Source organism: Micromonospora cabrerizensis, assembly GCF_022230955.1.
In the GTDB taxonomy this organism is placed as follows: Bacteria; Actinomycetota; Actinomycetes; order Mycobacteriales; family Micromonosporaceae; genus Micromonospora; species Micromonospora cabrerizensis.
The window spans coordinates 109,690-123,641 of sequence record NZ_JAKKFI010000053.1 but is presented as its reverse complement, the minus strand read 5'-3'; the positions used below and the strand labels follow the sequence as shown (position 1 = coordinate 123,641).

Below are 13,952 nucleotides of genomic sequence, written 5' to 3'. Positions count from 1 at the left end.
GCGGGGTCAGTTCCTGACGACCAGGGTCGGGTTGGCGGCGAGATAGGCGTCGGCGCGGCCGGCGCGGAGTTCGGTGATGAACTTCCGGCCGACGCTGGTGAGCTGCTCGCCGCGGTAGGCGCTGCCCTTGCCGACGCCGGAACCGGGCAGGCCGACCAGCACGAACTTGTTCTCCGGCACCCCGCTGAGGGCGTACGCGATGTCGACGATCCGCCGCCCACCGACGTAGATCAGCGTGTCGCCCAGCGCTGCGACGACCTGGTCGACCCGCTCGGGTTGCCGGGCGAGGCCCTCGTCCAGGATCTTGCGGGTCAGCGCCTTGACCAGTTGCTGCTGGTGACGCTGCCGGGCGTAGTCGCCGCCGGTGATGTACCGCTGCCGGGCGTAGTCCAGGGCCTGCCAACCGTTGAGGTGCTGCTCGCCCTTCTCGTAGACCTGCTGCGGCCCGGTGTACCCGCCCGGCGCGCTCTCCCGGTACTTGCCGTCCGGTCGGCGGTGCATCGACTCGACCCGCTGGTCGACGTAGATGTCCACCCCGCCCAGGGCGTTGACCAGCCGGTCGAACCCGTTGAACGTGAGCACCGCGCCGGCGTCGATGCGCAGCCCGGTGTACCCGGCGACCGTGCTGCGCAGCAGCTCGTACCCCTGGGCGGTGCTCGGCTGCTTGGGTTTGCCCGGCACCCGGCTGCCGAAGCTCATCGCGTGGGTGAGCTTGGTCTTGCCACCCTTGTAGCCGGCCTTCGGGAACGCCGGGATGTCGACCAGCAGGTCGCGGGGGAGCGAGAAGAGGTACGCCTGGCCCAACCCCTTCGGCACGTGCAGCACCAGCACGGCGTCCGAGTGCGGCTCCCACCCGGGCACGCTGACCCGAGTGTCCACACCGACCAGCAGCAGGTTGAGCGGGCCGGTGATGTCCGCACCCGGCGGTGGGCCGCTGGGGCTCGGGGTGGGCGTCACGATCGGCGTCGGCGTCGGCGAGCCGGCGACCGGAGCGCCGCCCGGCTTGTTGTCGCCGGTCAGCCGGGTGATCACCACAGCCCCGGCCGCGATCAGCGCGACGGCGGCGAGGGCCGTCAACCCCAGCAGCAACCACCGTTGGCGCGGCGCCATCGACCCGAGGATCATCTTGGATTCCTTCCACCCGTCTGGTGAACAACGCTCCGACGGGTGCTCCGGGTTGCGGCCGGAAGGCGCCGGGTCGGTCGGCCGGAGCATGATCGCGCGAAAACTGCCGCTGGCGCGAGCGCTACTCACGAGTAATGATGCGTCCATGCGGTACGACGTGGTCGTCATCGGGTCCGGCTTCGGCGGCGCCGTCACCGCGCTCCGGCTGGCCGAGAAGGGATACTCGGTCGCCGTGCTCGAAGCCGGCCGGCGCTTCACCGACGACGAGTTCCCGCAGACGTCCTGGCGGGCCCGCCGGTTCCTCTGGGCGCCGCGACTGGGCTGCTACGGCATCCAGCGCCTCACCCTGCTGCGCCCGGCCGACCGACGCTCCGGCGGCGGCGTGCTGGTGCTCTCCGGCGCCGGGGTGGGCGGCGGCTCACTCGTCTACGCGAACACCCTCTACGAGCCGCTGCCGGCCTTCTACGTCGACCCGCAGTGGCGGGACATCACCGACTGGCGCGACGAGTTGGCCCGCCACTACGACCAGGCCAAGCGGATGCTCGGCGTCACCACGTACCCCCTGGACACCCGCGCGGACCGGGCCATGCGGGCGGTGGCCGAGCGGATGGGGGTGGGGCACACCTACCACGCCACCCCGGTCGGAGTGCACATCGGTCGACCCGGCCAGCGGGTCGCCGACCCCTACTTCGGGGGTGCCGGCCCGGAGCGCACCGGCTGCACGCACTGCGGCTCGTGCATGACCGGCTGCCGTCACGGGGCGAAGAACACGCTGGTCAAGAACTACCTCTGGCTCGCGGAGCGGCTCGGGGTCGAGGTGCACCCGCTGACCACGGTGACGGCCGTCCGCCCGGCCACCGGCGGCGGGTACGAGGTGCACGCCGAACGCACCGGCGCATGGCTGCGCAAGGGACGGCAGGTGATCCACGCCGACCAGGTGGTGTTCGCCGCCGGGGCGCTCGGCACCCAACGGCTGCTGCACGCCATGAGGGCCGACGACGCGCTGCCCGGGCTCTCGCCCCGCCTCGGCGAGCTGACCCGGACCAACTCCGAGGCGATCCTCGGCGCCTCGGTGCCCCGCCGCCGCGCCCGGGCCGAGCGGCTGGACTACACCGAGGGCGTGGCGATCACCAGCTCGTTCCACCCCGACCCGCAGACCCACGTGGAGCCGGTCCGCTACGGTCGCGGCTCCAACGCGATGGGGCTGCTCCAGTCGCTGCTGGTCGACGGCGGCCCCCACCGGGTTCGCCGCTGGTTGGGCAGCATCGTGCGGCAGCCCCGACTGGCCGCCCGGATGCTGTCGGTGCGCGGCTGGTCGGAGCGGACGGTGATCGCCCTGGTGATGCAGTCGGTGGACAACTCGCTGACCACCCGGTGGCGGCGCGGCGCGTTCGGTCGTCGGCTGGTCACCGGCCCGGGCCACGGCACCCCGAGCCCGACCTGGATCCCGGCCGGCAACACCGCCGCCCGACTGCTGGCCGACGAGATCGGAGGCACCCCCGGCGGCTCACTGACCGAGCCGTTCGACATCCCGATGACCGCGCACATCCTCGGCGGGGCGGTCATCGGTGCGACCCCGGCCGACGGGGTGATCGACCCCTGGCACCGGGTGTACGGGCACCCCGGTCTGCACGTCGTCGACGGCGCGGCGGTCTCGGCCAACCTCGGCGTGAACCCGTCGTTGACGATCACCGCCCAGGCGGAACGGGCGATGTCCTACTGGCCCAACCGGGGCGAGGAGGACCCCCGGCCGACGCTCGGGTCCCCGTACCGCCGGCTGGCGCCCGTACCCCCGCACCACCCGGCGGTGCCGGCGGACGCCCCGGGCGCGCTGCGGCCCTGAGGCCGGCCGGCGCGGCGGGGCGAGCCGGTGCCGGGCACGGCCGTGACTGTCGGTAGGCTTTGCGCACATGAGCCTGCCTCGCCCCGTCCTCGTGGTGGACTTCGGAGCCCAGTACGCCCAGCTCATCGCGCGCCGGGTCCGTGAGGCGAAGGTCTACTCCGAGATCGTGCCGCACTCGATGCCGATCGCCGAGATGCTGGCGAAGAACCCCGCCGCGATCATCCTCTCCGGCGGCCCGGCCAGCGTCTACGCAGCGGACGCACCGCAGATCGACGCGGGCGTGTTCAGCGCCGACGTGCCGGTCTTCGGTATCTGCTACGGCTTCCAGGCGATGGCCCAGGCGCTCGGCGGCACCGTGGCGAGGACCGGCAACCGCGAGTACGGCGGCACGCCGCTGCGCCCCCGCCTCCTCGACCCCGGTGTGCTGCTGCGCGACCTGCCCGCGGACCTCCCCGTCTGGATGAGCCACGGCGACGCCGTCACCGAGGCCCCCGCGGGCTTCACGGTGACCGCCGAGTCGGCGGGCGCGCCGGTCGCCGCCTTCGAGGACCTGGCCGGCCGGCGGGCCGGCGTGCAGTTCCACCCGGAGGTCGGGCACACCGCGCACGGCCAGGAGATGCTGACCCGCTTCCTGTACGACATCGCCGGCATCGAGCCGACCTGGACGCCCGAGAACATCATCGACGAGCAGGTTGCCCGGATCCGCGCCCAGGTCGGCGACAAGGAGGTCATCTGCGGCCTGTCCGGCGGGGTGGACTCGGCGGTCGCCGCCGCGCTGGTGCACAAGGCGGTCGGTGACCAGCTCACCTGCGTCTTCGTCGACCACGGTCTGCTGCGCGCCGGTGAGGCCGAGCAGGTGGAGAAGGACTACGTCGCCGCCACCGGCATCAAGCTGAAGGTGGTCGACGCCACCGAGCGGTTCCTCGGCGCGCTGGCCGACGTGACCGACCCGGAGCAGAAGCGCAAGATCATCGGCCGGGAGTTCATCCGGGTCTTCGAGGCCGCCGCCCGCGAGATCGCCTCGCACGGCGACGTCGAGTTCCTCGTCCAGGGCACCCTCTACCCGGACGTGGTGGAATCCGGCGGCGGCACCGGCACCGCCAACATCAAGAGCCACCACAACGTCGGCGGTCTGCCGGAGGACCTGAAGTTCGCCCTGGTCGAGCCGCTGCGCACCCTGTTCAAGGACGAGGTCCGGGCGCTCGGCCTCCAGCTGGGGCTGCCCGAGGCGATGGTCTGGCGGCACCCGTTCCCCGGCCCCGGCCTGGCCATCCGGATCATCGGCGCGGTCAACCAGGAGCGCCTCGACCTGCTCCGCGAGGCCGACCTGATCGCCCGTGAGGAGCTGACCGCCGCCGGCCTCGACCGGGGCGTCTGGCAGTTCCCGGTGGTGTTGCTCGCCGACGTCCGCAGCGTCGGTGTGCAGGGAGACGGGCGCAGTTACGGGCACCCCGTGGTGCTGCGCCCGGTCTCCAGCGAGGACGCCATGACCGCGGACTGGTCACGACTGCCCTACGAGGTGGTTGCCCGGATCTCCACCCGGATCACCAACGAGGTGGCTGAGGTGAACCGGGTGGTCCTGGACGTGACCAGCAAGCCGCCGGGCACCATCGAGTGGGAGTAACCGCTGGTCAGCCGGCCGGCGGCGTGGTGAACGGGGTCGTCGGCGGGTAGGGCGGCGTCGGGGCGTACCCCGGTTGCGGGCTGCCGGGCGCGGGCCCGGCGGTGGGGTGTGGCGCGGAGGTGGGCTGCGGCGCGGCGCCCGCCGGGTGCGGCCAGGCCGGCGCGCCGGTGGGCTCCTCCGGCATCAGAAACCACATGATCGGGTACGCGAACAGCGCCAGCCCGCCGGTGAGCAGGCCGCTGACCGCGAAGAGAACCCGGACCAGGGTGGGATCGATGGCGAAGTAGCGGCCGACGCCGCTGGCGACCCCCGCGACCATGCGGTCGGTGGTGGGTCGCCGGAGCTGCTTGTACGGGGCGTGAGGAGCGGTGGTCGATGTCATGACCCCACTGTCCGCGCTGGTGGCCGGCCCGCCCTCGGTGACCGCCCGGATCATTACCCTGACCGATCCCTGATCGGCGTCAGACAGTCAGGAATCCGACTCTTTTCCGTTCCGGTAACCCGGCGCGGGGAGAATTTGCTCCCGTGACCACCTTGCTGGAGCCGCTCCGCAGGATCGCGGCATACGCAGTTTGTGCTGATTCAAGAGGCCGAGTCTTGCTGGTCCGCGCATCGGAGCGCTCCGGCACCCCCGGCACGTGGTCGCTGCCTGGCGGGGCGGTCGACCACGGCGAGGACCCGAACCACACGGTCGTCCGGGAAACCGCCGCCGAGACCGGCCTCTCGGTCGCCGTCTCCGGCCTGGCCGACGTGCTCGCCGACATGCGCGCACTGCCCGAGCGTGGCATCACCATCCACACCGATCGGCTGATCTACCGGGTGGCGGTGCGTGGCGGCACACTGGCCGACCGGGTCGGCGAGCGCCCCACCGACCTGGCCCGCTGGTACACCCTCGACGAGGCGCGCGAGCTGCCCCTGCGCTCGTTCACCGCACGCGCCCTCGGGTTGCCCGCCTCCTCGGCCGACGTGGTGCCCGACGAGGCACCCGAGTTCCCCTCCTTCTATGCCGTGCCCGGTCCCGACGGGCTGCACCGGGCACAACGCTTCGCCGCGTACGCGGTCTGCACCGACCCGGCCGGCCGGGTGCTGCTCACCCGCGTCTCCGACGGCTATCCCGGCGCCGGCTGCTGGCACCTGCCCGGCGGCGGCACCGACTACGGCGAGCAGCCCGGAGCGGCCCTCATCCGCGAGCTGGTCGAGGAGACCGGGCAGACCGGCCGCCTGGTCGAGCTGCTCGGCGTGGCCAGCCACCGCGATGCCGCCTCGCTCGGCCCCGAGGGCTACCCGATCGACTGGCACGGGGTGCGCGCCTTCTACCGGGTCGTGGTCGACCAACCCAACCCGCTGACCGTGGCCGACGTGGGCGGCTCCACCTGCGAGGCCCGCTGGTTCGGGCGCGAGGAGCTGGGCGCTCTCCCCACCCACCACCTCACCGAGGTGACCGCCGAAGCAGTCCAAGCCGCCCAGCTCACCTGACCCCTGCGCGCCCGGCCTTTCCTGGCGCCGGCGGTGCTTGGTGCTCGCGCGGCCTGCGCCCGCGGTCGTTCCAACCGCCGCGCGCGATGATCGACTCGGTTTCTTGAAAATCGCGGTATCCCCGGCACGGGGACACCCCGACTTCAGCAAACCCGAGTCGATCATCGCGTGAGCCTCGCAAGGCAGGCCGGTGCGGTCGCTGCCGGCGCAGCACGGCTCGATCGAGGCCAACGGAATGCGCCCCGAAGGCACGCCCACCGCCGCCCCCGCCCCAGCCCCGTTGATCATGAAGTTATCGTCACGACACGCCGGGATGGGCGGCTATAACTTCATGATCGGCGGGGTTGGGTGGGCCGGTGGACCTAGGGGAGGGGCGGGCGTGGGGTTTGTGCGGCGGGTTGGGGTTTATGGGGTTCTGTCCGACGGCGAGCGGGTGCTCGTCGTTCGGGATGGGGTCGAGGGTGAGTTTCCCGGGGTGTGGCGGCTGCCCGGTGGTGCTGTTGCGCACGCCGAGCATCCCGAGCGTGCCGTGGTTCGTGCGGTCGCCGAGCAGACCGGCTTGACTGTTGCGCCGGGTCGACTACGCGCCGTGATCGCTGACGTGACGAGCTGTCCGGAGGGCGTCTCGTTGCACACCGACCGACTGTTCTTCGACTTGACCCAGCGTGACGGCAGGTCGGATGGAGGCTCGCCGGGCGACGGGCTGGTCGATCGGGTTCGTTGGCTCACCCTGGACGAGGCGGCGGGGCTGTCGCTGACACCGTTCACCGCCGAGGTGCTCGGCCTGCCGGTCACACCGCTGCCGCCCGGGACGCACGGGTCGGGTCAGTCGCTCCCGCCGGCGCATCCCGACCGCCGTCTGCGCTTCGGGGCGTACGGGCTGGTCACCGATCCGGCCGGGCGGTTCCTGCTGACGCAGATCGCGGAGGGCTATCCGGGGGCCGGCTTGTGGCACCTGCCCGGTGGAGGGACCGACCACGGCGAGCAGCCCACCACCGGGTTGCTCCGGGAGCTGGTGGAGGAGGGTGGTCAGCTCGGCCGGGTGGTGGAGCTTCTGGGGGTGGACAATCTGCACAACCCTGCCGCACTCGGTCCGGAGGGTCGGCCGTTGGACTGGCACGGCGTACGGGTGATCTATCGGGTGTTGGTGGACGTACCTACCGATGCGGTGGTCACCGAATCCGCCGGGGGATCGACGGCGAGGGCCGGCTGGTTCACCCGCGCCGAAGCTGGTGACCTGCCGTTGAGCGACATCGCCGCGCTGGCAATCGGACAGAGTGGCCGATAGCACGCCGCTCGGTGAGCCGAAATGGTGACCCTCCGGTACAGTCAAAGGCGGGAATGATGGAGGAAACGGGCGATGAGGCCCGGGATGGGAACAAGCGAGCGGTTCGAGCGGTTTACGCCAGATATAAGCACCGCCGGCAGCTATCGCCAAGCCATGTTCCCCTATGCGATGGTGTACTCCGCAAAACGGCTGCCGGGCCACGCAAGGTCCGGCACGAGACAGCCGGACACCCGCCCCCACGGCGGTCAGCCGATCCGGTGATGGAGGAAACGTGCCGAGAGCCCCATGGCGCCGGCGTCGTACTACTGACAGTCCGCGCCCCGCAGGGCGTCGCTGGGCGGGCAGGTTGCGCCGCAGCAGCACGTTCGCCCGCCAGGTGCTGTTGGTCCGGGTCGGTCGCCGTGACGGCGACCTGCACCCGACCGACCTGGCTCCCACCGAGCACCGGTACGCCGACCGGCAGCGCCGTCGCTACGGCCTGGACCGGCTCAGCCGGCCGGCTGTCAACGTCGGCCGGGCGGAGATCGAGGCGGTGATGCCGGTCAGCCCGGCGATGCCGCCGATGGCGTACGCCGACGAGGCGTCCGCCGGCACGATCCCGCTGCTACCCGGCGAGCGCACCATCGCTCGTCGGATGAAGTTCGGCCTGGTCAACGCCTGCACGCTGGCCAGCCTGATGCTCGGGATGCTGGCCATCTTCCTGGCCATGCAGGGCGAGGTGCGCATCGCCGCGCTCTGCCTGATCGCCTGCGTCGCCTTCGATGGTCTGGACGGCGCACTGGCCCGCCGGCTCGGTGTGGCCAGCCCGTTCGGCGCGCAGATGGACTCGCTGGCCGACATGTGCTCGTTCGGTCTCGCCGCGCCGGTCGTGGTCTACGCCTCGCTCGCCGGCTCCGTCTCCACGGCCGCGGCGGCGGTGGCGTGCGCCCTGGTCGCGGCCTGCGCCGCGATTCGACTGGCTCGCTTCAACGTCTCGCCGAAGGACGGCCGCTTCTTCTGCGGCGTGCCGACCACGATGGCGGCGGCGGTGCTCGCCCTGACCGTGGCGATCGGCCTGCCGGTGCCCGGGGCCGTGCTGGTCGCCGGGGTGGCGCTGCTGGCCTTCGCGATGGTGTCGAGCTTCCCGTACGCCAAACTCGCCCGCCTGGTGAAGCTGCCCCCGTGGCTCTGGCTGGCTCCGGTGATCGGCGCACTGGTCGACATCCGGATCACGTTCGCCCTGATCGTGGTGGGCTACCTGGTCAGCGGGCCGGTGCTCTGGCTGCGGCAGCGTCGCACCGCCTGAGCAGAGCACGTCGCACAACCTGATCGCAGCAACGAGAAAGGGGCGCCGCTGTCAGCGGCGCCCCTTTCGACGTTCGCGGGTCAGCGCCAGCGGGCGATGACCGTCGAACCGCCGATCACCTTGTCGCCCGGCCCGACCAGAGGATCCGCGGCATCGGCCGGCAGGTAGACGTCGGTCCGGGAACCGAACCGGATCAGCCCGAAGCGCTCGCCCCTGGCCAGCAGCGCGCCGATGGGCGCGCGCTGGACGATCCGGCGGGCGATCAGCCCGGTGCGCTGCGCGACCACCACAGTGCCGCGAGCGGTGTCCAACACGGTGTACGCCGCCACGTTGTGCTCGGCGTCCGGCTTCATCGCGTTGACGAAGCCGCCGTCGGCGACGAAGTAGTCCACCACCTTGCCGGCGACCGGGGACCGGTTGACGTGCACGTCCAGCACCGACAGGAAGACCGCGACCCGGAGCCACTCGCCGTCGCCGAAGCGCTCGTCGTGCAGTCGCTGCACCGAGAGGACCTTGCCGTCCGCGCTGGCGACCACGGCGCTCGGGTCCTCCGGCACGTCCCGCTCGGGGTCGCGGAAGAACGCGGCGACCGGCCCGGCGGCCAGCGCCGGCAGCAGCCAGAGCTTGGACGACGGACGCGTCACCCGGGCCAGCGCCGCGAGGCCCAGCGCGATGCCCGCCGCGGCCACGCCGTTGGAGTCGATGTGCATTCCGCGGGTCAGCGGCACGCTCGACGGACGGTGCGCGGGGGCCAACCTGTCGGCCGTGGCCGGGCTGGCCGGCGTGAACCGCAGCCGGTAGACCCGGACCGGTGGCGAGTTGCGCAGCACCAGGTCGGCGCCGACGCCGTAGAGGGCGTCCTGTCGAGCCAGCTCGGTGGCCGCGCCGGTGGTGCGGCCCGGCGTGGCGACGGTGGCCACGCTCAGCACCGCGCCGTCGGAGAGGTATTTGGCCAGGCCCTCGATGCCGCTGCGGGCCTCCTCGGCGGTGCCGGCGAACACCTCGCCGGCGATGACGACCCCGGCGGCCTCGGCCTCGGCCAGCGAGTCGACGACGCTGACCCGGTCGGCGACCCAGCGACCCTGGGCGGTGATGTGCTCGCGGAGCGCGGCAGCGCCGAACGGCTCGGCGGGCACCACGGTGAGCCGGTCACCGGGGAGCAGCGCGTCGATCGCCGCGGCCAGCACCGCGGACTCCGGCCTCGCCCCGACCAGCAGGGCGGCCTTGGGATCGTTGATCCGGGCCAGCTCGGTGACGAGCGTACGGGCGGCTCGCTCGCCGATGCGGACCGGACCGGACCGGCCGGTGGTACGCACGGCGGGGGACTGGGTCATGTCGGGCGGGCTCCTGACGGGGTAGAGACGGGAATCGCGGCGGGACCGCCATGGCGGGACGGGCCGGCCGGCGGAGGCGAGATCTCCACCGGCCAGCATATGCGTCCGTTCGCGCCAACCGCACCGCCGTGGCGGTGGAGTAGGCCGACGCCGGCAGGCGCCTGCGGTCAGGCCTGCCCGCGCTGGCCCTTCCGCTCGTCGTCCGACTGGTCGTCGGCGACCTCGACGGGGTGGTCGGAGCGGGTCGCCTCGTCCCCCTCTGTCGGGGCGGGTCGGGTGCCGATCCCGAGGGTCGGCTCGTCGTTGCGGTCGTCGGGCTGACCAGGGACCGGTGAGGTCTGCGGCTCGGAGGGCGGATGAGCCAGCCAGGCCGGGTGGATCACCTCGGTGGTCGGGGCCTCCGGTGTCGGACCCGAGGGGGAAGCGTCCCAGGTGGACCGTTCGGCCTCCCAGACTGGAAGTGGGGCGCCGGAGGTCGGTACGGCGGCACCGGAGGTCGGTGCGGCGGCACCGGAGACGGGTGCGTTCGCGCCGGAGACAGGGGTGGCCTCGGTGGCAGCGGCCTCGGGGGTCGCCTCCGGCTGCGGGGACCGACCCGAGCGCAGCGCGCCGACCAGCCCGAAGACCCCGATCAGGATGAGTGCGCTGGCCAGGAACCAGCCGACCGCGGGGAGCGCGAGCCCGAGCAGTTGGGCGAGCAGCCACCAGCCGGACAGCGCCAGAAACACGAGCCCGAAGGCGAAGGACACCAGATCAGTGCGGTGAGCTTTCACCGGGTCACCTCCAGGTTGCCGGCATTGACATGGACGTAGAGGCGCAGGGTCCCGCCGCCGGGCCCGTCCGCGCCGACATCGGTGGTCTCCCGCAGGCGACCGTCCAACCCACCGGACCGGTTGCCGAAGATGTTGGCGTCGCCGGCGTTGACGTCGGCCACCGTGGTGACGTCCACGTTCGGCGGTACGACGACGGTCGCCTGGCCGAAGTTGATGGCGACGGTGACCTGGCTGTCCCGTTTAGCGAAGTCGATACCGCGCAGGTCGAGCACGGCGTCACCGAAGCTGTTCTCGTACCGGTCGGCGAGGTCTCGATAGTCGGTGGGTGCCCAGGTCACCGCACCGTCGACCCCCCGGATCCGGTCGTAGGACTCGGCGACCGTCGCCGTGCCCAGCGCCGCGGCGGTCACCAGGCCCAGCGCGATGAGCCAGCGGGCCCGGCCGAACCACGTGCCGACCAGCAGCCCCAGCGCGATCGTGGCCAACGCGGCCGCGAAGTACGACGAGGCGCTGATGGCGAAGACGTCCAGCAGGTCGAGCAGGGCGACCACACCGAGGACCAGGAAGATCAGCGAGAACGTCACCGCGCCGAGCGGCGAACGCTCCTTGGGGCGCTTCGGTGGCTTCGGTGGCTTGGGCGGAGGGGTCGCGGCCGGGCTCGGCGAGGCGTACGGGCCGTGCGGCGCGAACGGAGGCCGGTACCCGGACGGTGGCGGGGCGGTCGGATAGCCGGACGGGGCAGCGGGTGCGCCGGTCACGGGCGCCGAGGGCCAGCCCGCGCTGGGGGTGGTGGTGCTCGGCCAGCCGGTGGAAGGTGTCGGCCAGTCGGCCTGGACAGCCGTCGTGCCGGTCGGTTGCCCGAACCCGGGACCGGCCCCGGACACCGGCTGCGTGGGGGCGGAGAGCTGCGGACCGGCGGTCGGCTGCACGTCGTACGCCATGGTGGGTGTTCCCCCCGTCGTCGCGGTGACGTACGCGGGATCGCCGCTGGCCCCCGGTGTCGTGGTGAGCGGTCCGGTCGACGGCGCGACGCCGTACGACGGCGCTGGCCAGGCCACCGGTGGGACCGGCCCGGGTGGCGGGCCGGTCGGCACCGGCGCGCCCGGGGCACCGGGCTGCGGGTTGCGGCTGTCCCGGTTGAGCAGCAGCGCGCCGGCGACCAGGATGGCCGCGCCGAGCAGCACCGCCCGGAAGGCGTCGGTGACGATGTAGCCGAAGCTGGCCGCGACCAGGATGCCCAGGACGATCACCGTCACCGGCGACATGCTGGAACGGCCGCGCCCGAGCATCGACTCGATGGGGGACGCGGTGTCGCCCTCGTTCGGAATGATCAGCCAGGCGGCGACGTACACCAGGATGCCGATGCCCCCGAAGAACCCGAGCACCGCGAGCAGCACCCGCCACAGCACCGGGTCGGTGTTGGTGGCTCGTCCGATCGCCGCGCAGACGCCGGCCAGATACCGTCCCTCGCGCGGCCGGACCAGCCCGTACCGCGAGGTGAAGCCGGTGCCGCCCAGCGGTGGCGGCGCGGACGGACCGGGGCCGCCACCCTGCCCGGGTGGTGTGCCCGCGGCCCCGCCGGCTCCGTAACCGGTGCCGGCCGCGAAGCTGGGGCCCGGCCCGGTGGGCGGCCCGTAGCCGCCGTACGGATCGGTCGGTGCGGCGCCGGGGTGCGGACCGGACGTGCCGGGTTCGGTCCATCCGCCGGGCGGCGGGGGCGGCGACGTGCCTCCCGGTTGTGCCGACCCGGGACGGGGTGGCGGGACAGCTTCCTCGGTCATGCTTCGATCCTGCTGCCCGGTGCACCCGTTCGACCTCAGGACCCGACCCTGACCCCACCCTGAGATCCGGCGGCCGGAATGTCGGGGGCGTCCCCGTGGTCGTGGAGGCCGCAGCGTGTGACGATCGAATCACCGACCTCGACCATCCCGCCACCGCGACCAGGGAGCCTCCGATCAGCACCATGACCTCGCCTCCGCGCCTCTACCGCGCACCCGAGCACCGGATGGCCGCCGGCGTCGCCGCCGGTATCGCCGACCATCTCGGCATCTCGGTGCTGCGGGTGCGCGTCGCGTTCATGGTGCTGCTCGGGCTGAGTGGGCTCGGCCTGCTGCTCTACGCGGCCTTCTGGGCGGTGGTGCCGCTGCGACCCGGTGACACCGCGGTGCCGCCCCGGCGCGACGTGGCCCAGCTCCTGCCGTTCGTGGGGATCGGGCTCGGTGTCCTGTTGATCCAGGTGATGGTCTTCGACTCGGTCGGCGCGGCCGGCACCGCCGGCTGGCTGGTGGCCATCATCGCGGTCGGCGCCGGGGTCATCTGGCACCAGTCGGCGCCCGAGCGGCGGCGGCAGTGGGGCGACACGATGCCGGTGCCGTGGCTCGGCGCGGTCGTCGAGGAGAGCGACCGGCGGGCCTTCGTGCTCCGCTTCATCGGCGGGGGAGTGCTGGTCGCGGTCGGCATCATCGGCGTCGCGGCCGTCTACTCGCCGGCACAGAACTTCGACGCGGTGATCAATGGCGTGATCTTCGCGCTGGTCGGTCTCGCCGGCGTCGGCGTGGTCGCCGCACCGGTGCTCTGGCGGACGTACAGCCAGCTCCGCTCGGAGCGCGAGGGGCGCATCCGCGAGCAGGAGCGGGCCGAGTTGGCCGCCATGGTGCACGACCAGGTGCTGCACACGTTGGCGCTGATCCAGCGCAACGCCGGCGACGTCAAGACGGTGCAGCGGCTGGCCCGGGGGCAGGAGCGTTCCCTGCGCAACTGGCTCTACAAGCCCACCGCGTCGCCCAGTGAGCGCTTCGCCGCCGCACTGGAGCAGGCTGCCGCCGAGGTCGAGGACACCTTCGCGATCACCGTCGAAGCGGTGGTGGTTGGCGACCGGGAAACCGACGAGAAGGTCGGGGCGCTGGTCGCGGCAGCGCGGGAGGCGCTGGTGAACGCGGCCCGGCACGCTGGCGTGCAGACCGTGTCGCTCTACGCGGAGGTGGAGCCCGATCAGGTCAGCGTCTTCATCCGGGACCGGGGCAAGGGCTTCGATCCGGATACCGTGGAGGACCACCGGCACGGCGTACGCGGCTCGATCATCGGGCGGATGAAGCGGCACGGCGGACGGGCCGAAATCCGGTCCGGCCCGGGGGAGGGGACCGAGGTCCGGCTGATCCTGCCGATCTCCCGGGACTCGTCCGCAGCGGAGAGGAACAGATGACC

Annotated in this window: 10 protein-coding genes and 1 pseudogene; 6 read left to right on the top strand and 5 right to left on the bottom strand. The window is 72.7% G+C overall.

Annotated features, from left to right (window positions below):
* Positions 1-6 precede the first annotated feature (6 nt).
* Positions 7-1,125, bottom strand: a complete 1,119-nt coding sequence (locus tag LADH09A_RS10605) for an LCP family protein (RefSeq protein ID WP_238644701.1) — start codon at positions 1,123-1,125, stop codon at positions 7-9.
* A gap of 145 nt (positions 1,126-1,270) precedes the next feature.
* Here LADH09A_RS10605 and LADH09A_RS10600 point away from each other — a divergent pair, with 145 nt between their 5' ends.
* Both LADH09A_RS10600 and guaA read left to right on the top strand, forming a co-directional pair.
* Positions 1,271-2,968: an FAD-dependent oxidoreductase gene (locus LADH09A_RS10600; protein ID WP_238644700.1), complete on the top strand. Its 1,698-nt coding sequence runs from the start codon at positions 1,271-1,273 to the stop codon at positions 2,966-2,968.
* Between the two features lie 67 nt (positions 2,969-3,035).
* Positions 3,036-4,592, top strand: a complete 1,557-nt coding sequence (guaA, locus tag LADH09A_RS10595; protein WP_238644699.1) for a glutamine-hydrolyzing GMP synthase — start codon at positions 3,036-3,038, stop codon at positions 4,590-4,592.
* Between the two features lie 7 nt (positions 4,593-4,599).
* On the opposite strand, the gene LADH09A_RS10590 is transcribed toward guaA, so the two are convergent.
* Positions 4,600-4,974: a PspC domain-containing protein gene (locus LADH09A_RS10590; protein ID WP_238644698.1), complete on the bottom strand. Its 375-nt coding sequence runs from the start codon at positions 4,972-4,974 to the stop codon at positions 4,600-4,602.
* A gap of 143 nt (positions 4,975-5,117) precedes the next feature.
* Here LADH09A_RS10590 and LADH09A_RS10585 point away from each other — a divergent pair, with 143 nt between their 5' ends.
* The 3 genes from LADH09A_RS10585 (at position 5,118) to LADH09A_RS10575 (ending at position 8,641) form a co-directional block, all read left to right on the top strand.
* The gene (locus LADH09A_RS10585; protein ID WP_238644697.1) at positions 5,118-6,068 is read left to right on the top strand and encodes an NUDIX hydrolase; all 951 of its coding nucleotides are present in this window, start codon (positions 5,118-5,120) and stop codon (positions 6,066-6,068) included.
* 331 nt (positions 6,069-6,399) lie between these two features.
* The gene (locus tag LADH09A_RS10580; RefSeq protein ID WP_274529338.1) at positions 6,400-7,356 is read left to right on the top strand and encodes an NUDIX hydrolase; all 957 of its coding nucleotides are present in this window, start codon (positions 6,400-6,402) and stop codon (positions 7,354-7,356) included.
* A 346-nt stretch (positions 7,357-7,702) separates the two neighbouring features.
* The gene (locus LADH09A_RS10575; RefSeq protein WP_238644696.1) at positions 7,703-8,641 is read left to right on the top strand and encodes a CDP-alcohol phosphatidyltransferase family protein; all 939 of its coding nucleotides are present in this window, start codon (positions 7,703-7,705) and stop codon (positions 8,639-8,641) included.
* Positions 8,642-8,721: 80 nt separating this feature from the next.
* Here the strand turns inward: LADH09A_RS10575 and LADH09A_RS10570 are convergent, their stop codons facing one another.
* The 3 genes and pseudogenes from LADH09A_RS10570 to LADH09A_RS10555 form a co-directional block, all read right to left on the bottom strand.
* The gene (locus LADH09A_RS10570; protein ID WP_238644695.1) at positions 8,722-9,975 is read right to left on the bottom strand and encodes a phosphatidylserine decarboxylase; all 1,254 of its coding nucleotides are present in this window, start codon (positions 9,973-9,975) and stop codon (positions 8,722-8,724) included.
* A gap of 530 nt (positions 9,976-10,505) precedes the next feature.
* A pseudogene (locus tag LADH09A_RS31880) lies at positions 10,506-10,748 on the bottom strand (hypothetical protein); the annotation flags it as partial.
* Complete coding sequence (locus tag LADH09A_RS10555; RefSeq protein WP_238644694.1) at positions 10,745-12,529, bottom strand: PspC domain-containing protein; 1,785 nt, start codon at positions 12,527-12,529, stop codon at positions 10,745-10,747. The gene LADH09A_RS10555 and the pseudogene LADH09A_RS31880, both read right to left, overlap by 4 nt.
* 182 nt (positions 12,530-12,711) lie before the next feature.
* On the opposite strand from LADH09A_RS10555, the gene LADH09A_RS10550 reads away from it, so the two are divergent.
* Entirely contained in the window at positions 12,712-13,950 is a 1,239-nt protein-coding gene (locus LADH09A_RS10550) for an ATP-binding protein (protein ID WP_238644693.1), read from the top strand.
* Positions 13,951-13,952 lie beyond the last annotated feature (2 nt).